Source organism: Limnohabitans sp. (assembly GCF_046052765.1).
Classification (GTDB): domain Bacteria; phylum Pseudomonadota; class Gammaproteobacteria; order Burkholderiales; family Burkholderiaceae_C; genus Limnohabitans.
The window spans coordinates 1-22,517 of record NZ_JAVLFQ010000024.1 but is presented as its reverse complement, the minus strand read 5'-3'; the positions used below and the strand labels follow the sequence as shown (position 1 = coordinate 22,517).

Below are 22,517 nucleotides of genomic sequence, written 5' to 3'. Positions count from 1 at the left end.
ATTTTTGACGTAAGTGCAAACTAACTTTAAGAGTTAAATTCGTATTTTTAAATATAAGCAAGGATAGATAACTGTGAAAATAGGTATATGCAAACGTCAAAAAACCACAATATGGGAATATTTTGAAGTTGTACATATCGATCCACAGATCACCCACAAGTTATCCTGATAACCACGACATCGAAATGTGAATAAATTGTGTATAACTTTAAAGCTATTGACCTTTCTTCCGTGTTTGAAAGAACTGCATCTGTGTCCAGTGCCTTGCTTTCTGCCTACAATGAATTCCCAACTATCGCAGTTGCCATAGATTGTTGGTTCCGGGCGCGTCATCACCTGACGCGCCCTTTTTTATGTCTTTCTCCTCTGTAAATTCAAATACTTAACAGCTTGCATTGATGAACCACATCAGAAATTTTTCCATCATCGCGCACATAGATCACGGCAAATCTACGCTGGCAGACCGCATCATTCAGCGTTGCGGTGGCTTGAGTGACAGGGAGATGGAAGCGCAGGTGCTGGACTCGATGGACATCGAGAAAGAGCGTGGGATAACCATCAAGGCGCAGACCGCTGCACTGCGTTACAAAGCCAAAGACGGACAGATTTACAACCTGAATTTGATCGATACACCCGGGCATGTGGACTTTTCTTATGAAGTCAGCCGTTCGTTGTCCGCATGCGAAGGTGCATTGCTGGTGGTCGACGCCAGCCAAGGTGTGGAAGCACAGACCGTCGCCAATTGCTACACCGCGCTCGACTTGGATGTCGAAGTGGTGCCGGTGCTCAACAAGATGGACTTGGCGTCGGCCGATCCAGACAACGCCAAGTCCGAAATCGAAGATGTCATCGGCATAGATGCCAGCGATGCCATTCCGTGTTCGGCGAAAACTGGCATGGGCGTGGATGAAATTTTGGAAGCTGTCGTCGCCAAAATACCTCCACCGCGTGGCAACCCGAATGCTGCCTTACGCGCCATGATTGTTGACAGTTGGTTTGATACCTATGTCGGTGTGGTGATGTTGGTGCGGGTGGTCGATGGCCGCTTGGCAAAGGGCGAGCGCATCAAAATGATGGCCTCTGGCGCCACCTACAACGCCGATAACTTAGGCGTTTTCACGCCAGCCAATCAGCCGCGTGAATCTTTGGAAGCCGGTGAAGTGGGTTACATCATCGCAGGCATCAAAGAATTGCAGGCCGCCAAAGTGGGGGACACCGTCACTTTGATCAAAACTGGAACGGGTGGTGCAGCCGCCACAGCGACACAAGCCTTGCCCGGATTCAAAGAAATTCAGCCCCAAGTGTTCGCCGGTTTGTATCCGACCGAGGCCAATCAATACGATGCTTTGCGTGATGCGCTGGAAAAACTTAAATTGAACGATTCCTCATTGCGCTATGAGCCGGAGGTGTCGCAAGCATTGGGCTTTGGCTTTCGATGCGGTTTTTTGGGTTTGCTGCACATGGAAATTGTGCAAGAACGGTTGGAGCGTGAGTTTGATCAAGACCTGATCACCACGGCGCCAAGCGTGGTCTACCAAGTCTTGCGTGCCGACGGTGAAGTCATCATGGTGGAAAACCCATCCAAGATGCCTGAAGCCAGCAAGATGGAAGAAATTCGCGAGCCCATAGTCACGGTGCATTTGTACATGCCGCAGGATTACGTCGGCGCAGTCATGACGCTGGCCAACCAAAAACGCGGCGTTCAATTGAACATGGCCTACCATGGCCGCCAGGTCATGCTGACCTACGAAATGCCCTTAGGTGAAATCGTTCTCGACTTTTTTGACAAGCTCAAAAGTGTCAGTCGCGGCTATGCATCCATGGACTATGAATTCAAGGAATACCGCGCAGCTGACGTGGTGAAAGTCGATATTCTTCTCAACGGAGAACGGGTTGATGCGCTCTCCATCATCGTGCACCGCAGTCAGTCGCAATACCGCGGCCGCGCCGTGGTGGCCAAGATGCGTGAAATCATCAGTCGGCAAATGTTTGACGTGGCGATTCAAGCCGCCATTGGTGCCAATATCATTGCGCGCGAATCCATCAAGGCCTTGCGTAAAAACGTGCTGGCAAAATGCTACGGTGGTGACATCAGTCGCAAGCGCAAACTTCTAGAGAAACAAAAAGCAGGTAAGAAACGCATGAAACAAATCGGATCAGTGGAAGTTCCTCAGGAAGCCTTTTTGGCGATATTGCAGGTGGAAGATTGATGCCCACTCTCACCGCCATCGTCCTGACTTGTTTTGTGGCCTATGCCACTGGCTGGTACAGCGGAAAAATTGAAGGCTCGTTTGCCCTATTGCTGTTTTTGGCAACCGCAGTCAGCGGCATTTACTGGATGGCAGAGCAGTTCTTTTACCTGCCGCGCCGTCGCGCGGCTGCCTTGAAGTTGGATGAACAACAAAGCCAACGATTGCATGATTTGAAGCAACAAGGCATCACTGTACAAGATGACAATGCCGCGTTCATCAACTCGCGGGCAGAAATACTGAAACAGCCTTGGTGGATAGATTGGACCGCCGGTTTGTTTCCGGTCATATTGGCTGTCTTTATTTTGCGCTCGTTTCTTTTTGAGCCTTTCAAAATTCCGTCCGGCTCCATGATTCCAACCTTGCATGTTGGCGACCTGATTTTGGTCAATAAATTCCATTACGGCATCCGCTTGCCCGTCATCAATTACAAACTCACTCAAGGTACGCCAGTCAACCGTGGCGATGTGATGGTGTTTCGTTTTCCTCCAAAGCCGAGTTTGGACTACATCAAGCGCGTGGTCGGTGTGCCTGGCGACAAAATCGCTTATTTGAACAAGGTATTGACCATCAACGGCCAACCAGTCAGCAAAGTCGCTGTCCCTGAGTTTTTCGACGCAGACAATATGCGCTACAGCTTGCAGTTTGAAGAGAATATGCCAATCGGCAGCGCCCCCGTCGAAATGAGCAATTTACGTAAGCACCGTTTGCTCAATGATGACAAGACCCCCAATTTTGTCAGTGGCATCGATGACTTTGCATTCAAAGAAAATTGCATTTACAGCATGGAGGGCTTGGAGTGCACCGTTCCTGCTGGCCATTACTTCATGATGGGTGACAACCGCGATAACTCATTGGATTCGCGTTACTGGGGCTTTGTGCCTGACAACAATATTGTCGGTAAAGCCTTTTTTGTCTGGATGAATTTCTCCAATCCGTCGCGCATTGGCAGTTTCGACTGAGCATGAGTCAGGTGCCTGTTGCCAAGACCCACGAAGCGCTGCAAGTACGTCTGCAACACAGATTTACTGATCCAGGTTTGTTGGAGCTCTCGCTAACGCACCGCAGTTTTGGCAGTCCGCACAATGAGCGACTTGAATTTCTTGGCGATTCGGTGCTGAACCTGGCTGTGTCCCGTATGTTGTTTCAGGCTTTGCAACACCAGCCTGAAGGCGATTTGTCCCGGGTACGCGCCAATCTGGTCAAGCAAGACACGTTGCACAAACTGGCGCTGGACCTGGGCTTGGCTGGCATGGTCAGGCTGGGAGAAGGCGAAATGCGATCGGGTGGGCAACAACGCCCTTCCATATTGGCGGACGCTTTAGAGGCCGTCATCGGCGCTGTGTTTATGGACGCGGGTTTTGACAAGGCGCAGTCAATGGTGCTCAGATTGTTTGAAAAGATCGACCTTTCACCCACCATGACAGCTGCCGCCAAAGACCCTAAAACCGAGTTGCAGGAATGGTTGCAATCACGCCGCTGGCAATTGCCTGTTTACCGAGTGGTCGGCACCACCGGAGCCGCGCACCAGCAAACATTTGATGTGGAATGTGAAGTCGCTGAATTGAACCAGTCTCAGCGTGGTATTGGCAGTTCACGTCGCAGCGGTGAACAAGCCGCCGCACTCGCCATGCTCCAATGGCTGAAGGAGCATCCCCAATGACAGACCCCATAGATCACAGCACTGGCCCGCAGCGGTGCGGAACAGTTGCCATCATCGGCAAACCCAACGTCGGCAAGTCGACCTTGCTGAATGCACTGGTGGGTCAAAAGATCAGCATCACGTCGCGCAAAGCGCAGACCACGCGCCACCGCATCACCGGTATTCATAACGCTGAACAAACACAGTTCATTTTTGTCGACACGCCGGGTTTTCAGACAGCGCATGCCAATGCATTAAACCGGTCTTTGAATAAAACCGTGCTCGGCGCAGTCGGTGATGTGGACTTGGTGCTGTTCGTTGTCAATGCCGGCAGTTTTGCAGATGCTGACGCCAAGGTGCTGGCCTTGCTCAGTCAAAACATACCTTGCATCTTGGTGGCTAACAAACTGGACAAGGTGCACTTACGCCATGAAATCGCACATTGGTTGCAAGCGATGCAAGCACAACATGCGTTTGCCGAGTTGATGCCCATGTCGGCGAAAAACACCAAAGACATTCAACGCTTATTGGTGCAGTGTGAGAAATATTTGCCCGAGCAAGCCTGGTGGTACACCGCCGATGAGTTGACCGACCGCAGTGAAAAATTCTTGGTCAGCGAAATGATTCGCGAAAAATTGTTTCGCTTGACTGGCGACGAGTTGCCCTATACATCGACCGTGGTCATTGACAAGTTCACCGAGGAGCCTGGCAAAACCGTGTCGCGCATGGTGCGTGTGGCCGCGACCATCATTGTCGAACGTGACGGCCACAAGGCGATGGTGATCGGCGAAGGTGGCGAACGCTTGAAACAAATCGGCACACTGGCACGCCAAGAATTGGAAAAACTGATGGATGCCAAAGTTTTTCTGGAACTGTGGGTGAAGGTGCGCTCCGGTTGGGCCGATGACGAAGCGCGGGTGCGCAGTTTTGGCTACGAGTAAAAGCGCCGCGCAGCGCGTGCTGGACGAGCCTGCGTTCGTTCTTCACCATTACGACTGGAGCGAATCCAGTTTGATTCTTGAGGTCTTTACCCAGCAGCTAGGTCGGGTGGCACTCGTGGCCAAGGGCGCCAAGCGCCCAACCTCGCAACTGCGCGCCGTGTTGTTGCCGCTGCAACCCATATTGATTTGCTTTGGCGGTGAAGGCGAAATACGCACTTTGAAATCTGCCGAATGGGCAGGCGGACACGTGATGCCAACCGGCGACGCGTTGTTGTCTGGTTATTACCTGAATGAGCTTTTGTTGCGATTGCTCGCACGAGACGATCCGCATGCCGCGTTGTTTGATATTTACCGACAAACAGTCAAGGTACTTGCCAGCGGATTGGACAATACCACCGCACCCTTGCTTCGCGCCTTTGAATTGATGCTGATGCAAAACCTCGGCTTCTTGCCTGATTTGTCTCAGCAAACCTTGACGCTGCAGGCTTTGCAAGCTGAAAAAAACTATGTGTTGTTGCCCGAAGCAGGCTTGAGTACCAGCCAGCAATCGCCTTACCTTAAAGGGGCACAGTGGCTGCAATTGCACACGGCTTTGGAGAGCGCGGACCCGTTGACCGCGTTGCTGCGGGTGTGTGCAGAATGGCCGGGCGAAGAGCGCGGTGCATTACAAACCCAGTTGCGCCATTTGTTGCACTACCATTGCGGTGTCAGCAGCTTGCGCACCCGCCAAGTGATGATGGAGTTACAAGCCTTATGAGTACACATCTTTCAGTCAATCTCAACAAAGTCGCGCTTCTTCGCAACACACGCCACTTGGGTATTCCCAGTGTGACCCGTGCGGCGACCTTGTGTTTGCAAGCTGGTGCGCACGGCATCACCGTGCATCCGCGACCGGACCAACGGCATATCCGGCCCGGTGATGTGCACGACTTGGCGGCGCTGCTCAAAGACTGGCCCGACCGCGAATACAACATCGAAGGCAATCCTTTTCACAACCTGATGGACTTGGTGCGTTTGGTTCGTCCGCAGCAAGTGACGTTTGTACCCGACGGGGAAAACCAATTCACTTCTGACCACGGTTGGCGCTTTCCTGAAGATGCTGAGAAACTGAAAGACATGATCGCCGAGGCCAAAGACTTGGGCGCACGTGTCAGTTTGTTCATGGATGCAGATGCACGCGCCATGGGCGCGGCGGCTGAAGTCGGCGCAGATCGGGTGGAGTTGTATACCGAACCTTATGCGCAGTCGCATGGCACGCCTATGTATGCCAGTGTGTTGCCAATGTTCAGTGCCGCCGCTGTGGCTGCGCAACACGCCGGGCTTGAAGTCAACGCGGGTCACGATTTGAATTTGCTCAATTTGCGCGATTTCATTCAAGCCGTATCTGACGTCAAAGAAGTGTCCATCGGCCACGCGCTCATGGGAGACGCGCTGGAGATAGGTTACGCCGCGACGGTGCAAGCGTATTTGGATTGTCTGACGCCATGAGCCGTATTTACGGCATCGGCACCGATATTTGCGATATACGCCGCATACGCGCCGCTTGGGAAAAAAATGGCGAACGGTTTGCCTTGAAGATACTCAGTGATGCGGAAATGCATACCTTTCGCGCCCGCAGTGCTCGCTGGCCGGACCGGGGAGTGCGCTACTTGGCAACGCGTTTTTCGGTGAAAGAAGCGTTCAGCAAGGCCATCGGTTTAGGCATGCGCATGCCCATGACTTGGCGGCATTGCGAGGTGGGACGCAAGCCCAGCGGTCAGCCAACCATTGTTTTGCACGGTGTGCTCAAAGAATGGTGCGACAAAAAACAGTTGACCGCCCATGTGTCGCTCAGCGATGAAAGCGATTACGCCACCAGTTATGTCATTGTTGAACAAACAGCACCATGAGTGAATCACACACACACGCACCTTTGATTGTGGATATCGCAGGCACCGCTTTGACCGAGATCGACCGGCGTCGCTTGGCGCACCCGCTGACCGGCGGCATGATTTTGTTTGGTCGCAACTGGGTAGACCGTGCGCAACTGACTGCTTTGTGTGCAGACATCAAATCTGTACGCAAGGATTTATTGATACTTGTCGACCATGAAGGCGGGCGGGTGCAACGCTTTCGTACCGATGGCTTTACACATTTACCGCCCATGCGTGCCTTGGGTGAATTGTGGATGCAAGACGATAAGGGACTGCCAGGCAGCGGCGCTTTGCATGCGACCAACGCGGCCACCGCTTGCGGTTATGTGCTGGCGGCTGAGTTGCGAGCTTGCGGCGTTGACATGAGCTTCACCCCTGTGCTGGACCTGGACTTCGGCAGCAGCGGTGTCATCGGCGACCGCGCATTCGCGCGTGACCCTCGCGTGGTCAGTCTGCTGGCCAAAAGCCTGATGCACGGTTTGCTGCAAGCTGGCATGGCCAATTGCGGCAAGCATTTTCCTGGTCATGGCTTTGTCAAAGCCGATTCGCATACCGAGATTCCAGTGGATAAACGCAGCCTGAAACACATACTCAGCGAAGACGCCTTGCCTTACGGCTGGCTCAACAGCAGCATGAACAGCGTCATGCCCGCGCATGTGATTTACCCCAAAGTGGACAGCCGTCCTGCCGGTTTTTCAAAGCGCTGGTTGCAAGACATCTTGCGCCAGCAACTCGGTTTTCAGGGTGCGGTGTTCAGCGATGACTTGTCCATGGCGGGCGCGCGGCTGATCGACGGCGAAGAAGTGAGCTACACGAAGGCGGCGGTGACCGCATTGAATGCAGGATGCGATCTGGTGCTGTTATGCAACCAAAGCACGGCTGACAGCGAGGGCGCAGGTCAAGCGGTTGATCAGTTGATTCATGGCTTGGAACAGGCCGAAAAGTTGGGGCAATGGCATGTATCTGCCGCCAGTGAAGCACGTCGCCGCGCTTTGCTGCCTCGCTTGCCAGCAGCAGATTGGCACAGTTTGATGCGCCAAGCCCCGTATTTACAGGCGTTGGCCTTGTTGCCTTGAGCATTCTGTTGGAGGTCCATGAGCGTGACCGATAAGCGGTTAAAATAGCCGACTTGCCCTGACCAAAGGGCTGTCGTCTAGCATAAGGAATCCCATGGCAACCAAATCTGGCAAAACCTCTGTTGACGAGAGTGGTCTTCGTTTTACCAGTCGTGAAAATGGCTCACCATTCGCAGGAATGGGCAAAATGGGTGAAACCATGTCGTGTATCAAGTGCGGCATGCACAAACCCAGACGCCAAGGCAGCCAACAGCGTTTCGCTGGCAGCTTGGCTTTTTTCTGCCATGACTGCAAACCGCCGAAACCGGCTGCACCGCCTGCGGCTGCCACCGACACCAAAGCGGCTTAAACCCTCTCAACATCATCCCACAGCACCTGCTGCACCGCTTAAGCGGTCGGCAGGTGTTTGTGTTTGGGGCCTGCCAATCCTTTGTAGTTGAACGGTTTGCACAATGCTATGAAGGTGATGGGGTGATTTCATCGATCACTTTGGCTGACTTTGCTGGCTTCCCAGACCTGAAGCTGGAAAACTGGGTTGGCTAGAAATTAAGCGTGAGACGATTCGCGACGCAGCGCCGGAAACAAAATCACATCGCGGATGCTGGGGCTGTCGGTCAGCAACATCATTAAGCGGTCTATGCCTATGCCGCAGCCGCCAGCGGGCGGCATGCCGTATTCCAGCGCACGCACAAAGTCATGGTCGTAATACATGGCCTCTACGTCGCCGCCTTCTTTGGCATCGACTTGCGATTGAAAACGCGCCGCTTGGTCTTCGGCATCGTTCAGTTCTGAAAAACCATTACCAAATTCGCGTCCTGTGATGTAGAGCTCAAACCGCTCAGTCACATCGGGGCGGGCATCGTTGGCACGCGCCAGCGGCGAGATTTCTACGGGATGCTCACAAATAAACGTCGGTTGCCAGAGTTTGTCTTCGACGTTTTCTTCGAAATACATGACTTGCAAACCCGCCAGACTGCGCTTGGAGAGTTGGTGTTTCTCCTCGGACAAGCCTGCTTTTTTCAATGCGTTCATCAGCCAAACGCTGTTGTCCACGTTGTCACCTGCATCGGTGTATTTCAAAATGGCTTCGCGAATCGTCAGGCGAGCAAATGGTTGCGACAAATCCACCGGTTTGCCGTCGTAGGTGAGCAACTGGCTGCCCACCGCTTTTTGCGCTGCGTCGCGTACCAGCGATTCGGTGAAACCCATCAGGTCTTGGTAATTCCAGTAGGCTGCGTAAAACTCCATCATGGTGAATTCGGGGTTGTGCCGCACCGAGATGCCTTCGTTGCGGAAATTGCGGTTGATCTCGAACACCCGCTCAAAACCGCCGACCAACAAGCGCTTCAAATACAACTCGGGCGCGATGCGCAAAAACATTTGCTGGTCCAAGGCGTTGTGGTGCGTCTCGAAAGGTCGGGCGTTCGCGCCGCCCGGAATCGGGTGCAACATGGGCGTTTCCACCTCGAGAAAATCGTGTTGCACCATGAACTCGCGGATGCTGCTGATGGCTTTGCTGCGCGCCTTGAACCGTTCACGCGCGGTCTCATCGGTGATCAGATCGATATAGCGCTGGCGGTATTTGATTTCCTGGTCGTGCACACCGTGGAATTTGTCGGGCAAGGGGCGCAGGCTTTTGGTCAGCAAACGCAGTTCAGTGACATGCACCGACAGTTCACCGGTTTTGGTTTTGAACACATGACCTGTGGCACCGACAAAATCGCCTAAGTCCCAGTGTTTGAATTCCTCGTAATGCTCGACACCGATTTCTTCGCCTTTGACATACACCTGCATGCGGCCGGTGCCGTCTTGCAAAGTGGCGAAACTGGCTTTGCCCATGACACGCTTTAAGACCATGCGACCAGCGATGCGCACTGCTTGTTTTTCTTCGGCCAGCGTCTCGGCAGTTTTAGCGCCATGGGCGGTGTGCAAAGCCGCTGCGTGATGCGCCGGTTTGAAATCGTTGGGAAAGGCCACTGCGCCGCCTGCGGCCTGGCGTTGGCGCAAGGCTTGCAGCTTGGTGCGGCGCTCGGCGATCAGTTGGTTTTCATCGACAGGTGCGGGGGAAGCGGTGGTATCGGTCATGGATGGCGGTTGGCAGCAAAGCTGTCGGTTAGACAGAAAAAGTAAGGCGGGCGAAAGTAGTGCCTTGCCTTCTCACAGCCGTTCATTCTAAGAGTTCGCAGACAATGGCTTTTTCAAACGATTTCACTGAGTCAAACATGAGCGATACGACCGCACGCCCCGAACTGCCCGACCATTTGTCCATAGAACCCAGCAGCCCGCATTACCACGCTGAGCTGTTTCAATTTGACATTGGCATACGCTTTAACGACCAAGAGCGCCACGATGTGGAGGAATATTGCATCAGCGAGGGTTGGATCAAAATACCCGCTGGTAAAACGCTGGACCGCAAAGGCAAGCCCTTGTTGTTAAAGCTCAAAGGTCGGGTTGAGGTGTTTTACCGCTGACATTTTTTCCTGCAAATTGAAGAAATTTTCTTGCATTAACAGAAAAAATAATGCCGATCACTAGCGGCATTGCAAAGGTTTAACTGACCGAATCCGCCGATTGGCGTGTCAGCTTGGCCAATGTGTTGGCAATGGTTTTGCGTAAATCGCGGCGGTCGCAAATGATGTCTAAAGCGCCTTTTTCCATCAAAAACTCAGAGCGCTGAAAACCCTCTGGCAAGGTCACGCGCACAGTGCTTTCAATCACGCGCGGACCGGCAAACCCAATCAGCGCTTTGGGCTCGGCGATCACCACATCCCCCATGAAAGCAAAACCGGCTGACACACCGCCCATGGTCGGGTCGGTCAACACGCTGATGTAAGGCAAACCTTTTTGCGCCAAGCGGGTGAGTGATGCATTGGTTTTGGCCATTTGCATCAGCGACAACAAACCCTCTTGCATGCGCGCGCCGCCGGTGGCGGTGAAGCAAACGAAGGGTACTTTTTGTTCAATCGCGGTGTGCACGCCGCGCACAAAACGTTCGCCGACCACCGAACCCATAGAGCCGCCCATGAAGTCAAACTCAAAGCAGGCCACCACCAGGTTGATGCTGTGCACCGAGCCGCCCATGACCACCAAGGCATCGGTCTCACCAGTGTTTTCTAGGGCTTCTTTCAAACGCTCGGGGTATTTGCGGCTGTCTTTGAATTTGAGCGGGTCCATAGGCAGGACTTCTTGGCCGATTTCATAGCGGCCTTCAGGGTCCAGAAATGCATCTAGGCGCGCACGCGCTCCTATGCGGTGGTGGTGGCTGCACTTAGGGCAAACATTCTGGTTTTCTTCCAAGTCTTTTTTGTACAGCACAGTCTCGCAACTCGGGCATTTGACCCACAAGCCTTCGGGCACGCTGCGCCGGTCCGCCGGATCGGTGTGCTGAATTTTGGAAGGAAGCAGTTTTTCAAGCCAACTCATGTCGCAACTCCAGAAAGAATGATTCGGTTATAACGAATTAACAAGCAGGGCATGGAAGTTTGATGCACGCTAAAGAATACACCAATCCATGCTTATCAAATCTAAGTGTTTGACATTGGATTATTCATCCAAGGCCGTGCGTATACCGTGCATGAATACACGTGCTTCATCGGTTGCTTTGCCCGCAGGTGCGGCCTCAATCAATTGCAGCAGTTTGCTGCCAATCACCACCGCGTCAGCCACTTTGCCTATGGTTTTGGCGGTGGCCGCATCGCGTATACCGAAACCTACGCCCACGGGGATGTGTACGTGTTTGCGTATGCGCGGCAGCATGGCCTCGACCTCGTCCGTGTCTAGCGCACCTGAACCGGTCACGCCTTTGAGCGACACGTAATACACGTAACCGCTGGCGACATCCGCCACTTGCTGCATGCGTTTGTCGGTGCTGGTGGGCGCCAGCAGGAAAATCAAATCCATATGGTGCGCGCGCAAAGCAGCAGCAAATTCCACGCATTCTTCTGGCGGGTAATCGACCACCAACACGCCGTCCACACCGGCGGCGGCCGCGTCTTTCACAAAGCTGTCAGCGCCGTGAAGATGGTTGTAGTTTTCTACGGGGTTGGCATAGCCCATCAACACAATCGGCGTGGCAGTGTCGGTGGCGCGGAACTCGCGCACCATGGCCAGCACTTCGCCCATGCCCACACCATGTCGCAATGCGGCTTCACCGGCTTTTTGAATCACCGGGCCGTCGGCCATCGGGTCGCTGAACGGCACGCCCAGCTCGATGATGTCAGCACCGCCTTGTACCAAGGCATGCATCAAAGACAAGGTGTGTGACGGGTCAGGAAAGCCGGCCATCAAATAGGGGATCAGCGCTTGGCGGCCTTGGCTTTTTAAACTGGCCATGCTGGCGTCTATGCGGCTCATTGTTTGGCTCCGTTCAATGCAGCCAGTGAAATGGCTTGTTCACCTTTGACCGATTGGCCTTGGCAACTCGGGCGGCAGAAGAAATCGGCGTTAGACAAATCGGCGACCGTGCCTATGTCTTTGTCGCCGCGCCCGGACAAGTTGACCAAAATGGATTGTTGCGGTGTCATGGTCTTGGCGAGTTTCATCGCGTGTGCGACGGCGTGGCTGGATTCGAGCGCCGGAATAATGCCTTCGGTACGGCACAAATAGTGAAACGCGGTTAACGCTTCTTGGTCGGTGATGCCGACATATTCAGCGCGGCCTATGTCTTTCAAAAACGCATGCTCAGGGCCGACGCCGGGGTAGTCGAGGCCAGCGCTGACGCTGTGGGTTTCAGTGATCTGACCATTGGCGTCTTGCAACACATAGGTGCGGTTGCCGTGCAACACGCCGGGTACGCCGCGTTGCAGCGAGGCTGAATGTTTGCCACTTTCCATGCCTTCACCGGCGGCTTCAATGCCTATGAGCCGGGTGTTTTCAAACGGAATGTAGGGGTGGAAAATCCCCATGGCATTGGAGCCGCCACCCACGCAAGCCAGCACCGCATCAGGTTGACCGCCCAAGTGCATGCCGGGCATTTGTTGAATGCATTCTTCGCCGATCACGCTTTGGAAATCGCGCACCATCATTGGATAAGGATGTGGACCGGCGACCGTGCCGATGATGTAGAACGTATCTTCCACATTGGTCACCCAGTCGCGCAAAGCTTCGTTCAACGCGTCTTTCAAGGTGCGGCTGCCTGATTCGACGGGCACCACGGTGGCGCCCAGCAGTTTCATGCGGTAGACGTTGGGGCTTTGGCGTTTCACATCTTCGCTGCCCATGTACACCACGCATTCCAAACCGTAGCGTGCGCAAATCGTGGCGGTGGCCACACCATGTTGACCTGCGCCGGTTTCGGCGATGACGCGCGGTTTGCCCATGCGTTTGGCCAACATGGCTTGGCCGATGGTGTTGTTGATTTTGTGTGCGCCGGTGTGGTTCAGGTCTTCGCGTTTCAAGTAAATCTGTGCGCCGCCCATTTCGCGGCTCATGCGGGCTGCATGGTAAATGGGTGAGGGACGGCCGACGAAATGCGCCAGTTCAGACTTGAACTCTGCGATGAACGCAGGGTCGTGCTGGTACTTGGCGTAAGCCTCTTTCAATTCTTCGATTGCGTGCGTCAAGGTTTCGCTGACGAAGCTGCCGCCGTATGGGCCAAAGTGTCCGCTGGCATCGGGTTGTTGGTAAGTAGACATGGTGTATTTCTAAAAAAGGTTGCAGCAGGTGGCTGCTAAAAAATCAAACGGCAAGCGTGGTGTTGCGCACGGCTGCCACAAAGGCGCGGATTTTGTCTGGGTCTTTGATGCCCTTGGCGCTTTCTACGCCCGAGCTGACATCAACCGCCAACGACAAACCGCGCCGGTACAAGGCGCGAATGCCGTCGGCCACGTTTGCAGGTGTGAGTCCACCAGACAAAACGAGGTGAGCATTGACGTTTATTGGAAGCTGTGACCAATTGAATCGGTGTCCGCTGCCGCCGTATGCATCGACCAAGGTGTCTAGCAACAGCGCATCGGCTTTGGAGTAAAGAGAAGCATAGTTTACGAGGTCAAAGGGCGGTGTGCCCACAGGGGTTTCCTGCGGGATGCGGGCCACGCGCAGCCAGCGCCTACCCAGCTGTTTGGCGGTGTTTTCACAAAAGGCAGGTGTTTCATCACCGTGAAATTGCAGCCAAGCGCCCGGCACCAGCGCTGCCGCGTGCACGATATCTTCAAGGCTTGCATTGACAAACAACAAAACAGGCGTCACAAAGGCGGGCAACAAGACCGCTAACTGCGCTGCCCGCTCGGGTGACACGTGGCGAGGAGACGGCGGGTACAACACAAAGCCGATGGCGTTTGCGCCCGCGTCAACGCTTGCTTGGAGGTCTTGCTCGCGGGTGAGTCCGCAAATCTTGATAGGTATGTGGTTCATATAGGGTGGCCTGGCAACCAATCATAAGACGGCGGGTCGGGCGGCAAGCCCCATTTCGGGTCGTACACCGGTCCTACAAAGTACAAACCGTCAGGCGCAAACGTGGGCGCGGCCACTTTGCGGTCGCGTGCGTTCAACACCTCGTGCATCCATTCGGGCGGTTTTGCGCCTTGGCCGATGGCGACAAAGCAGCCCATGAGGTTGCGGATCATGTGATGTAAGAACGCATTGCCTGCAAAATCAAAACGCCAATAAGCGCTGTCTTTGCTTTTACCGATGCGTTGAATACGGATACTGTGCAATGTTTTCACCGGACTCAGCGCTTGGCAACTGGAGGCGCGAAACGATGTGAAATCGTGTTCGCCCAGTAAGTACGGCGCCGCATCTTGCATGGGCTGCAATTGCATAGGTCTGAATACCCAGCCGACGCGCCCTGCTTCAACACTGGGGCGCACCGGCGACTCCAGACAAACATAGGTGTAGCGGCGGGCAACAGCACTGGCGCGGCAATGGAAATCGGGCGCAACCGCATGGGCCCATTGCACCGCAATGTCAGGCGGTAGATAGGTATTGGTACCGCGCACCCAAGAGGACATGTCGCGTTCAAGGGGTGAATCGAAATGCACCACTTGTTGAAGCCCGTGCACCCCACTGTCGGTGCGGCCTGCGCACAGGGTAGACACCTTGTGGCCTGAGAAAGTGGCTAAGGCTTTTTCAAGCAAATCTTGAACTGTTTTACCTGAAAGCTGGCTTTGCCAACCCTCGTAACCCTGGCCTGAGTAAGACAGGCCGAGTGCCACTCGCATAGCGCTCAAGAATGTTCTTTTAACCAGCTCTGCGCCATGTCGCGGATTTCGCCATGGGTCTGGTCGGCGACTTCTTGCGCCAAAGCGAGGGCGGTTTGTTTCTGACCAAGCTTCCACAATTCGTCTGCCAACTCTAAGCGCATGACGAAGGGATCCTCGCCTGGATCAATCACACTCGGTTTATTTTCAACTGGAAATGCGGGCATATTGACAACGTTGGGAGGCAAAGGAGCCTGGTATTTCTCTTCAGAGGAGGAGGTAGGCGCATCCAGATCCAAGTCCAAGTTCAAGTCGGGCGGCAGGTTCAAGCCCTGTGGCGATTGTTCTTCGTGATGCGTGAAGTCAGTGGCGGTGTCTTGCTCAGTCATGCGTCGACGATCCCGCATCAAAGAAAAGCTGACTGCAAATGCGGCAAGCAGTGCGATGGCTGCGATCAATTCGAACATATAGCGTTTGACCCATGCCATTCCTTGTTCGTAATAAGCACTCATGCCAGAGAAGTTGAGGGAAAAGCCTTGTGTCAATTGGGAGGCAGCTTGCGATAACCTGCCCAGTTGACTCAGGTTGTTGCTGACTTCCTTGGCTTGTTTGCTTTGCTCTTCTTCTTGTAATTGTTTGCTGAGCTTTTCCGCTTCGCTGTCGCCGGGTTTGCTTAAGGTCAATTCGTTGGCAGGTGGCTTTTCTTTTTTGCTGACCTCGCCTTTGAGCTTGCCGCTGGTCTCGCGTTGACTGCCCTTGGCTTGTTTAGTCATTGGCGCACTGGCACCCAGCGATGCGCGATACGCGTTGAAATCGCTGGCTTGCAAGCGGATGCTTTCGCGTGCTTGCTTGCGTTCATAAGTGGAAGCTTCTTGCGCTGTTGGAAGGGTAATCAGCGCACCTGCTTTGAGCCGGTTGACATTGCTGGCGACAAAAGCATCCGGGTTGTTGTGCAACATGGCCATCAGCAGTTGCTCCAGCGAAATGTCGCTGGTGGTCATGTGTTGTAACAACTGGCTGGCGGTGTCGCCCTTGTGTACTTCTACTTCGGCTGATGCAGCGCTGCTTGTGTTCTTATCAGTGGGGGTCACAGCTTCCTGAGGAGCAGCAGGTGTGGCAGGTGTGGCTGGTGAGGCAGTTTGCTCGGTGGCTGGGGCTGTGACGGAATTTGTTTGTGCGGGCTCTGTCGGTGGGCTTACGGCTTGCGAGGGCGTGGCTTGTAAATTCAATCCGATATTGATGTAACGGCGTCCGCCTGCCCATTCAAAATCAATGATCAAGTCCGCATGCTCATCTTGTATGGGCTGCTTACCGGTTACCAGTACTTGTAAAAGGCCGTCGGCTTGCTTGGTGACCTCAAATTCAATGCCGTCTAGTCCGGCGACCCTGTTGATTTGGGTGCTTTGGTAAACCAATATATCTGCCAAACTGATTTTTAACGATTGCTGTTCTTCTGGTGAAATGTCAGACACCCCAAATTGGACCTTGAGCGGCTCTCCCATGCGTGACATGAGCAAAGGTTGCTTGATTTGCAATGCCAAGGCCTGACCGGATAAAAGCAGGCCGCAGACAACCAAAGAAATTCGGAAAAAATGATTTAACGACATAGACATATTGACAAATTCTCTAGTGTCTTAGGAAGTCGGAATCATAAACCAATACCTTTGGGAAAGGCTTTATGACTCATTCACGCAACAAAATGCGCAACATACGTCTTAGCGGTTCGGCTGCGCCCCATAACAGTTGGTCACCAATGGTGAATGCGCCCAAGTATTCAGGACCGAATGCCAACTTGCGCATCCGACCCACGGGAATCTGCATGGTTCCAGTCACGGCGACTGGGGTCAGGTGTTGTAGGGTGGCCTCTCGGGTGTTAGTGACCACTTGCACCCATTCGTTATCTGCCGCAATCATGGCTTCAATATCTGCCAGCGGCACATTCTTTTTCAGTTTGAAGGTCAAAGCTTGGCTGTGACAGCGCATGGCGCCTACGCGTACACAAAATCCGTCGACTGGCACCGCAGGTGTGCTGAAACCCGCACCTTGACCCAGGATTTTGTTGGTTTCGGCCATGCCTTTCCATTCTTCGCGGCTGGTGCCCCAGCCCTCATCGCCATGGTTTTTTCCCAACCCCAGGTCCTTGTCAATCCATGGGATCAGCGAGCCGCCCAAGGGGACACCGAAATGCGCTGTTTCGGCCGCAGTCAAGCTGCGCTGTTTGGCAATCACTTGGCGGTCAATGTCAAGAATGGCGGATTGGGGGTAGTCCAGCATCGCCTTGACTTCGCTGTTCAGGCTGCCGTATTGGGTCAGCAATTCGCGCATATGGGCGGCACCGCCGCCTGAAGCAGCCTGGTAGGTTTGGGTGCTCATCCACTCCACCAGACCGGCTTTGTACAAAGCGCCCACACCCATGAGCATGCAACTGACGGTGCAATTGCCGCCGATCCAGTTATTCGCGCCTTTCCTCAAAGCGTTTTCGATGACCGGCAAGTTGACAGGATCCAAGACGATGACGGCATCGTCTTTCATGCGTAATGTGGAAGCCGCGTCAATCCAATGACCTTTCCAGCCTGCGGCACGCAATGCAGAAAATACCTCGGTGGTGTAGTCCCCGCCTTGGCAAGAGATGATGATGTCGCAACTGCTCAATGCCTTGGTATCGTGGCCGTCGAGCAAATGTGTTTCGTTTTTTGCCATGGCAGGTGCAGCGCCACCGGCATTCGAGGTTGAAAAGAAAACGGGTTCAATCAAGTCGAAGTCTTTTTCAGCCAGCATGCGGTCCATCAGTACCGAGCCGACCATGCCTCGCCAGCCCACCAGGCCGACACGGTTTCCTATTTTTTTCATGATGTTGCCCTTTCAGTCAGATTGTTGACCCCCGGCTCGTCTGGCCGGGAAAGGCGTGACGAACCTGAGCTTTTCAGCTGGTGGTCTTTGTTTTAATCGTGATGCCACGCATCAGCCAAAAGGTAGGTGATACCGTGGCTGTTTTCATGGCGAAATAGTCGAAATTAATCATAGGAGCGCATTCTAGCGGCTGTTCCCTGATGCTAGACTGACTCAACCGCTATCTCTGCTTGGATGCTTATCGTCATCCTCTGACTAGCTCAAACGAGGTGACATCATGTGGGATGAACGGTACGCGGCCAAAGAATTTGTGTACGGTAAAGAACCAAATACTTTTTTGACTCAGCATGTGGCACTGTTACCCAAGGGTAAAGTTCTGAGCTTGGCAGAAGGTGAAGGGCGAAACGCTGTATTTCTGGCCTCTCTGGGCTATGAAGTCACAGCGGTTGATTCCTCTCTTGTAGGCTTGGACAAGGGTCGACTACTGGCTAAGGAGCGTTCCGTCAGTGTTGAATGGATACATGCGGATTTGTCTGACTTCTCTTTGGGAGAAAACCAATGGGACGGTATTGTTTCCATTTTTTGCCCACTACCGTCTTTGCTGCGACAAAAGATACACCATGCTTTGCCCCATGCCCTCAAAACAGGTGGCATTTACCTGCTTGAAGCCTATACCCCAGCTCAAATCGGGCGAGGAACCGGCGGCGGAAATTCAGCGGATGTGATGCAAACGGCTCTCAGTGTGCGCGCGGAATTACCCAACATGACGTTTGTCCATTTACAAGAATCAGAGCGTGAGGTGCTGGAGGGCACCTATCACACTGGCAAAGGTTGTGTGGTCCAAGCCATTGCCCATAAGTTGTGATGCATACATTCACGCATGCACCGTGAGTGCCAGCCACGAATAAGGTTTCGACCTGAAACCTTTGGCCTGTCTAGAATGGTTTGATCGTTAATGGGGAGCAGATCATGGCCAAGGGTTATTGGATAGGCAGGTTGGAAGTATCTGACCCTGAGCAATACAAGTTGTATGTAGCCGCCAATGCTGCGCCTTTCCAGACTTACGGTGCCCGTTTTTTGGTACGTGGCGGCCCTTTTGAAAATCCCGAGGGTGAAAGTCGCTCGCGCAATGTGGTGCTTGAGTTTCCGTCTTACCAGGCCGCCTTGGATTGCTGGCATTCGCCCGAATACCAGGCTGCCATCGAATTGCGCAAGGCAGTCTCCACGAATGATTTGATCATCATCGAGGGCTATGACGGCCCACAACCCTGAAAGTATCCATGATTCAATTTGAAGAACGCCGTGCGGTGCAATCTTCGCGCGGCATGGTCACATCGCCGCACCATTTGGCATCTGAAGCGGGTGCCCAGGTGTTACGCGACGGCGGTTCTGCCGTGGATGCAGCGATTGCCACGGCTGCTGTACTGGCTGTCATTTACCCGCATATGACAGGTATGGGTGGCGATGCGTTTTGGTTGATACATGATCCCTCCACGGGCAAAGTGCGGTATTTGAATGGTGGGGGTCGTGCGTCGGCCCATGCCGACATCGGTTATTTTTCATCCCGAGGAATGCGCGAAGTACCGTTTCGCGGCATTTTGCCTGCCACGCTGACCACGCCGGGTGCAGTCTCAAGTTGGTTTGCTGCGCACGATGCTTATGGTTTGTTACCGGTGCAGCGCTGTTTACAGGCCGCCATTGGATTTGCCAAGGAAGGTTTTCCAGTCAGCGACAGGCTGGCCGGGTGGCTCAAATTTGTACAAACTGATTTGCAATCGCTAGAGGGTTGGCGTTCCATTTTCATGCCGCAAGCGCGGTTGCCTTTGGCGGGTAGTACGTTATCCAATCCAGCGCTGGCTCGAACCCTGCAAGCGGTTGCAGAAGGAGGTGCCCAGGCTTTTTATGGTGGTGAGGTTGGCCATGCATTGGCAGCGTTCGCCAAACACCATGGAGGCGTTTTCACCCAGGCTGATTTGGCCGCGCAACAAGCAACTTGGGGTGAGCCTTTGTCAGGTGTCTACCGCGGTATGACCTTGTTTGAGACACCGGCACCTACCCAAGGCTTTACGGTGTTGCAAATGCTCAAATTGGTCGAGCCGTTTGCATTTCACACCATGGACATACACGATCCGCAACGCGTTCATTTGATGGTACAGGCCAAGCAGATCAGTTACCACGACCGCGATCGTTGGCTGGGCGACCCGGCCTTTGCGGCAGTACCTATGGATAGGCTGTTGAGTGACGCCTATTTAAATAAGCGGCGTCATTTGATCGATCCTATGCATACGCTGGACTGGGACAAAGTTCCCTCTTACGGCAGTTTGACCGGAGACACTGTGTATATTGCCGTCGTCGATGCGCAGGGACAGGCGGTTTCTTTGATCCACAGTTTGTACGGTGCTTTTGGCTCGGGGATGTTGGATGTGAACACCGGTGTATTGCTGCAAAACCGGAGCGCATATTTTTCATTGGACCCCACGCACCCGAATGCGCTTGCGCCTGGCAAGATACCTATGCATACCTTGATAGCGTCTATGGGCTTCAGGAATAACAAGCTTTGGAGCGTGATGGGTTGCATGGGGGCAGACGGTCAACCGCAAATCCAGTTTCAAACCTACAGCGCCATGGTGGATCATGGCTTGGACATACAACAAGCGGTGCAAGCCCCGCGTTGGTTGTCAGGTCGATTTGCCCTGGGTGAAGACCGAGACACCTTGCATGTGGAAAGCCGCCTGGGAGAGCACACCTTGGATATGCTGACTAAAAAAGGCCATGTGTTGAACCGTTGGGGCCCATGGAATGAATTGGCAGGCCACGCCCATGGCATCACCATCGACCCTTTGACAGGATTGCTTACCGGTGGCGCAGACCCGCGCAGCGACGGTCTCGCCTGCGGTCACTGAGTAGCCCCCACAGACTCAGACTGACGGGGGTGCAAGTGCGGGCACCCAGCGCACCGCACTGCTCAGTGATTTGATTGGGATTAGAGGAGGGCCCTCACCACCGCGTCGCCCATCTCGCGCGTGCCCACGCGGGTGGTGCCCTCGCTGTAGATGTCGCCAGTGCGAAGGCCCTGCGCCAGTACCCTTTTCACTGCACCCTCAATGCGTACTGCTGCTTCTTCCTGGTCCAAGGAAAAGCGCAGCATCATGGCGGCGCTGAGGATGGTGGCCAGGGGGTTGGCCACGCCCTTGCCCGCGATGTCGGGCGCGCTGCCGTGGCTGGGCTCGTACAGGCCCTGGCGGCTGGCGTTCAATGAGGCGGATGGCAACATACCTATGGAGCCGGTCAGCATGGAGGCCTCGTCGCTCAGGATGTCACCGAACATGTTGCCCGTGACCACCACATCAAAGCGCTTGGGCTCCTTCACCAGCTGCATGGCGGCGTTGTCCACGTACATGTGGTCGAGTGCGATGTCGGGGTAGTCCTTGTGCACCTCGGTGACGATGTCCTTCCAGAATTGAAATGTCTCCAATACATTGGCTTTGTCCACGCTGGTCACTCGCTTGCTGCGCTTGCGTGCGGCTTCAAACGCCACACGCGCAATGCGCTCGACCTCGGGGCGCGTGTAGCGCATGGTGTCAAACGCTTCCTCAGCACCCGCAAAAGCGCCGTCGGGTGACACGCGTCTGCCGCGCGGTTGGCCGAAATAAATATCGCCCGTCAATTCGCGGATGATGAGAATGTCCAAGCCTGCGATCAATTCGGGCTTGAGGCTGGACGCGTTCACCAGTTCTTTGTAGCAAATGGCGGGACGGAAGTTGGCAAACAACCCCATGTTTTTGCGCAAACCCAAAATGGCTTGCTCGGGTCGCAACGGTCGATCCAGTGTGTCGTACTTCCAATCGCCGACGGCACCGAACAACACGGCATCTGATTGCATCGCCAGTTTGAGCGTTGATTCGGGCAAGGGGTGACCGTGCGCATCGTAGGCCGCACCGCCAACCAACGCTGTTTCCATTTCAAACTGCAGATCCAATGATTGCAACACCTTGACGGCCTCTGCAACGATCTCTGTGCCTATGCCGTCGCCCGGAAGAACTGCGATTTTCATGCCTTGCTTTCTGTCAATGTGTGTGCCAGCCAAGGCTTGGCGGTTAAACGGGCGGCCTCGAAGGCGCGGATTTTGTCCGCGTGCTTCAAGGTCAGACCGATGTCGTCCAATCCATGGATCAAACAATACTTTCGGAACGCTTGCACCTCAAAAGAAAATTCTTCACCCTGGGCTTGAATGACGACTTGGCGCTCTAAGTCCACGCTGAGTTGATAACCGGGAAACGCGAGACAGTCATTGAACAGTTTGGCGACCGTTGTTTCGGGCAAGACGATAGGTAACAAACCATTTTTGAAACAGTTGTTGAAAAATATATCTGCAAAGCTGGGCGCGATGATGGCGCGAAAGCCGAACTGGTCCAGAGCCCAAGGCGCGTGTTCACGCGAAGAGCCGCAGCCGAAATTTTTGCGAGCCAGCAGAATTGATGCGCCCTTGTAGCGAGGAAGGTTGAGCACAAAGTCAGGGTTGGGTTGGCGGCTAGACGGGTCCTGCCCAGGCTCGCCCTTGTCCAAGTAACGCCACTCGTCAAACAGGTTGGGGCCGAAGCCGGTTTTTTTGATCGACTTCAAGAACTGCTTGGGGATGATGGCGTCGGTGTCGACGTTCTCGCGGTCCATGGGAGCGACCAAGCCTTGGTGTAGTGTGAATTTTTGCAT

23 protein-coding genes are annotated in these 22,517 nt (G+C 54.1%); 13 read left to right on the top strand and 10 right to left on the bottom strand.

Translation table 11 applies throughout. The features are described 5' to 3' along the window. Window positions 1-398 precede the first annotated feature (398 nt). From lepA to AC9UG7_RS02555, 9 genes are all read left to right on the top strand, one after another. On the top strand, window positions 399-2,210 hold the full coding sequence (gene lepA, locus AC9UG7_RS02595) for a translation elongation factor 4 (RefSeq protein ID WP_509583785.1): 1,812 nt from the start codon (window positions 399-401) through the stop codon (window positions 2,208-2,210). Continuing rightward, window positions 2,210-3,211, top strand: a complete 1,002-nt coding sequence (gene lepB / locus AC9UG7_RS02590) for a signal peptidase I (protein WP_509583783.1) — start codon at window positions 2,210-2,212, stop codon at window positions 3,209-3,211. The genes lepA and lepB overlap by 1 nt, the downstream gene beginning before the upstream one ends. A gap of 2 nt (window positions 3,212-3,213) precedes the next feature. Further along, entirely contained in the window at window positions 3,214-3,912 is a 699-nt protein-coding gene (gene rnc, locus AC9UG7_RS02585) for a ribonuclease III (RefSeq protein WP_509583781.1), read from the top strand. Continuing rightward, the gene (era, locus tag AC9UG7_RS02580) at window positions 3,909-4,832 is read left to right on the top strand and encodes a GTPase Era (RefSeq protein ID WP_509583779.1); all 924 of its coding nucleotides are present in this window, start codon (window positions 3,909-3,911) and stop codon (window positions 4,830-4,832) included. The genes rnc and era overlap by 4 nt, the downstream gene beginning before the upstream one ends. After that, entirely contained in the window at window positions 4,819-5,589 is a 771-nt protein-coding gene (recO, locus tag AC9UG7_RS02575) for a DNA repair protein RecO (RefSeq protein ID WP_509583778.1), read from the top strand. Before era ends, recO begins: the two co-directional genes overlap by 14 nt. After that, window positions 5,586-6,320: a pyridoxine 5'-phosphate synthase gene (locus AC9UG7_RS02570; protein WP_509583776.1), complete on the top strand. Its 735-nt coding sequence runs from the start codon at window positions 5,586-5,588 to the stop codon at window positions 6,318-6,320. The genes recO and AC9UG7_RS02570 overlap by 4 nt, the downstream gene beginning before the upstream one ends. Then, the gene (gene acpS / locus AC9UG7_RS02565; RefSeq protein WP_509583774.1) at window positions 6,317-6,721 is read left to right on the top strand and encodes a holo-ACP synthase; all 405 of its coding nucleotides are present in this window, start codon (window positions 6,317-6,319) and stop codon (window positions 6,719-6,721) included. Before AC9UG7_RS02570 ends, acpS begins: the two co-directional genes overlap by 4 nt. Continuing rightward, window positions 6,718-7,821, top strand: coding sequence for a beta-N-acetylhexosaminidase (gene nagZ / locus AC9UG7_RS02560; RefSeq protein ID WP_509583773.1), 1,104 nt, complete (start codon window positions 6,718-6,720; stop codon window positions 7,819-7,821). Before acpS ends, nagZ begins: the two co-directional genes overlap by 4 nt. A gap of 94 nt (window positions 7,822-7,915) precedes the next feature. Beyond that, window positions 7,916-8,170 carry a hypothetical protein gene (locus AC9UG7_RS02555; protein ID WP_509583771.1) on the top strand — a complete coding sequence of 85 codons (255 nt, stop codon included), beginning with the start codon at window positions 7,916-7,918 and terminating at the stop codon, window positions 8,168-8,170. Window positions 8,171-8,367: 197 nt separating this feature from the next. On the opposite strand, the gene lysS is transcribed toward AC9UG7_RS02555, so the two are convergent. Further along, entirely contained in the window at window positions 8,368-9,906 is a 1,539-nt protein-coding gene (gene lysS, locus AC9UG7_RS02550) for a lysine--tRNA ligase (RefSeq protein ID WP_509583769.1), read from the bottom strand. A 137-nt stretch (window positions 9,907-10,043) separates the two neighbouring features. On the opposite strand from lysS, the gene AC9UG7_RS02545 reads away from it, so the two are divergent. Further along, window positions 10,044-10,292 carry a DUF3297 family protein gene (locus AC9UG7_RS02545; RefSeq protein ID WP_509583767.1) on the top strand — a complete coding sequence of 83 codons (249 nt, stop codon included), beginning with the start codon at window positions 10,044-10,046 and terminating at the stop codon, window positions 10,290-10,292. 79 nt (window positions 10,293-10,371) lie between these two features. Here AC9UG7_RS02545 and accD read toward each other — a convergent pair whose 3' ends face one another. The 7 genes from accD to asd all read right to left on the bottom strand — a co-directional run bounded on the left by accD (window position 10,372) and on the right by asd (window position 17,807). Then, window positions 10,372-11,244 (bottom strand): acetyl-CoA carboxylase, carboxyltransferase subunit beta, encoded by an 873-nt coding sequence (gene accD, locus AC9UG7_RS02540; RefSeq protein ID WP_509583765.1) that lies wholly within the window; start codon window positions 11,242-11,244, stop codon window positions 10,372-10,374. Between the two features lie 120 nt (window positions 11,245-11,364). Beyond that, complete coding sequence (trpA, locus tag AC9UG7_RS02535) at window positions 11,365-12,174, bottom strand: tryptophan synthase subunit alpha (protein WP_509583763.1); 810 nt, start codon at window positions 12,172-12,174, stop codon at window positions 11,365-11,367. After that, window positions 12,171-13,454 (bottom strand): tryptophan synthase subunit beta, encoded by a 1,284-nt coding sequence (gene trpB, locus AC9UG7_RS02530; RefSeq protein WP_509583761.1) that lies wholly within the window; start codon window positions 13,452-13,454, stop codon window positions 12,171-12,173. Before trpB ends, trpA begins: the two co-directional genes overlap by 4 nt. Before the next feature lie 43 nt (window positions 13,455-13,497). Continuing rightward, the gene (locus AC9UG7_RS02525) at window positions 13,498-14,172 is read right to left on the bottom strand and encodes a phosphoribosylanthranilate isomerase (RefSeq protein ID WP_509583759.1); all 675 of its coding nucleotides are present in this window, start codon (window positions 14,170-14,172) and stop codon (window positions 13,498-13,500) included. Continuing rightward, window positions 14,169-14,978, bottom strand: coding sequence for a tRNA pseudouridine(38-40) synthase TruA (truA, locus tag AC9UG7_RS02520; protein WP_509583826.1), 810 nt, complete (start codon window positions 14,976-14,978; stop codon window positions 14,169-14,171). The genes AC9UG7_RS02525 and truA overlap by 4 nt, the downstream gene beginning before the upstream one ends. 5 nt (window positions 14,979-14,983) lie before the next feature. After that, the gene (locus tag AC9UG7_RS02515) at window positions 14,984-16,570 is read right to left on the bottom strand and encodes a type IV pilus assembly protein FimV (protein ID WP_509583757.1); all 1,587 of its coding nucleotides are present in this window, start codon (window positions 16,568-16,570) and stop codon (window positions 14,984-14,986) included. Window positions 16,571-16,640: 70 nt separating this feature from the next. Then, window positions 16,641-17,807, bottom strand: a complete 1,167-nt coding sequence (gene asd, locus AC9UG7_RS02510; RefSeq protein WP_509583756.1) for an aspartate-semialdehyde dehydrogenase — start codon at window positions 17,805-17,807, stop codon at window positions 16,641-16,643. 277 nt (window positions 17,808-18,084) lie between these two features. On the opposite strand from asd, the gene AC9UG7_RS02505 reads away from it, so the two are divergent. The 3 genes from AC9UG7_RS02505 to ggt all read left to right on the top strand — a co-directional run bounded on the left by AC9UG7_RS02505 (window position 18,085) and on the right by ggt (window position 20,710). Further along, window positions 18,085-18,672, top strand: a complete 588-nt coding sequence (locus AC9UG7_RS02505; RefSeq protein WP_509583754.1) for a class I SAM-dependent methyltransferase — start codon at window positions 18,085-18,087, stop codon at window positions 18,670-18,672. A gap of 104 nt (window positions 18,673-18,776) precedes the next feature. Further along, a complete protein-coding gene (locus AC9UG7_RS02500) occupies window positions 18,777-19,079 on the top strand; it encodes a DUF1330 domain-containing protein (protein WP_509583752.1) in 303 nt (100 codons plus the stop codon). Window positions 19,080-19,087: 8 nt separating this feature from the next. Then, entirely contained in the window at window positions 19,088-20,710 is a 1,623-nt protein-coding gene (gene ggt / locus AC9UG7_RS02495; protein WP_509583750.1) for a gamma-glutamyltransferase, read from the top strand. Window positions 20,711-20,790: 80 nt separating this feature from the next. On the opposite strand, the gene leuB is transcribed toward ggt, so the two are convergent. After that, a complete protein-coding gene (gene leuB, locus AC9UG7_RS02490) occupies window positions 20,791-21,861 on the bottom strand; it encodes a 3-isopropylmalate dehydrogenase (RefSeq protein WP_509583748.1) in 1,071 nt (356 codons plus the stop codon). Beyond that, entirely contained in the window at window positions 21,858-22,517 is a 660-nt protein-coding gene (leuD, locus tag AC9UG7_RS02485; protein ID WP_509583746.1) for a 3-isopropylmalate dehydratase small subunit, read from the bottom strand. The genes leuB and leuD overlap by 4 nt, the downstream gene beginning before the upstream one ends.

What these genes read in the sequence shown, in the direction of transcription:
- lepA (WP_509583785.1), top strand. Translation starts at nt 399, where the DNA reads ATGAACCACATCAGAAATTTTTCCATCATCGCGCACATAGATCACGGC.
- lepB (WP_509583783.1), top strand. Translation starts at nt 2,210, where the DNA reads ATGCCCACTCTCACCGCCATCGTCCTGACTTGTTTTGTGGCCTATGCC.
- rnc (WP_509583781.1), top strand. Translation starts at nt 3,214, where the DNA reads ATGAGTCAGGTGCCTGTTGCCAAGACCCACGAAGCGCTGCAAGTACGT.
- era (WP_509583779.1), top strand. Translation starts at nt 3,909, where the DNA reads ATGACAGACCCCATAGATCACAGCACTGGCCCGCAGCGGTGCGGAACA.
- AC9UG7_RS02570 (WP_509583776.1), top strand. Translation starts at nt 5,586, where the DNA reads ATGAGTACACATCTTTCAGTCAATCTCAACAAAGTCGCGCTTCTTCGC.
- acpS (WP_509583774.1), top strand. Translation starts at nt 6,317, where the DNA reads ATGAGCCGTATTTACGGCATCGGCACCGATATTTGCGATATACGCCGC.
- nagZ (WP_509583773.1), top strand. Translation starts at nt 6,718, where the DNA reads ATGAGTGAATCACACACACACGCACCTTTGATTGTGGATATCGCAGGC.
- AC9UG7_RS02555 (WP_509583771.1), top strand. Translation starts at nt 7,916, where the DNA reads ATGGCAACCAAATCTGGCAAAACCTCTGTTGACGAGAGTGGTCTTCGT.
- lysS (WP_509583769.1), bottom strand. Translation starts at nt 9,906, where the DNA reads ATGACCGATACCACCGCTTCCCCCGCACCTGTCGATGAAAACCAACTG.
- AC9UG7_RS02545 (WP_509583767.1), top strand. Translation starts at nt 10,044, where the DNA reads ATGAGCGATACGACCGCACGCCCCGAACTGCCCGACCATTTGTCCATA.
- accD (WP_509583765.1), bottom strand. Translation starts at nt 11,244, where the DNA reads ATGAGTTGGCTTGAAAAACTGCTTCCTTCCAAAATTCAGCACACCGAT.
- trpA (WP_509583763.1), bottom strand. Translation starts at nt 12,174, where the DNA reads ATGAGCCGCATAGACGCCAGCATGGCCAGTTTAAAAAGCCAAGGCCGC.
- trpB (WP_509583761.1), bottom strand. Translation starts at nt 13,454, where the DNA reads ATGTCTACTTACCAACAACCCGATGCCAGCGGACACTTTGGCCCATAC.
- AC9UG7_RS02525 (WP_509583759.1), bottom strand. Translation starts at nt 14,172, where the DNA reads ATGAACCACATACCTATCAAGATTTGCGGACTCACCCGCGAGCAAGAC.
- truA (WP_509583826.1), bottom strand. Translation starts at nt 14,978, where the DNA reads ATGCGAGTGGCACTCGGCCTGTCTTACTCAGGCCAGGGTTACGAGGGT.
- AC9UG7_RS02515 (WP_509583757.1), bottom strand. Translation starts at nt 16,570, where the DNA reads ATGTCTATGTCGTTAAATCATTTTTTCCGAATTTCTTTGGTTGTCTGC.
- asd (WP_509583756.1), bottom strand. Translation starts at nt 17,807, where the DNA reads ATGAAAAAAATAGGAAACCGTGTCGGCCTGGTGGGCTGGCGAGGCATG.
- AC9UG7_RS02505 (WP_509583754.1), top strand. Translation starts at nt 18,085, where the DNA reads ATGTGGGATGAACGGTACGCGGCCAAAGAATTTGTGTACGGTAAAGAA.
- AC9UG7_RS02500 (WP_509583752.1), top strand. Translation starts at nt 18,777, where the DNA reads ATGGCCAAGGGTTATTGGATAGGCAGGTTGGAAGTATCTGACCCTGAG.
- ggt (WP_509583750.1), top strand. Translation starts at nt 19,088, where the DNA reads ATGATTCAATTTGAAGAACGCCGTGCGGTGCAATCTTCGCGCGGCATG.
- leuB (WP_509583748.1), bottom strand. Translation starts at nt 21,861, where the DNA reads ATGAAAATCGCAGTTCTTCCGGGCGACGGCATAGGCACAGAGATCGTT.
- leuD (WP_509583746.1), bottom strand. Translation starts at nt 22,517, where the DNA reads ATGCAAAAATTCACACTACACCAAGGCTTGGTCGCTCCCATGGACCGC.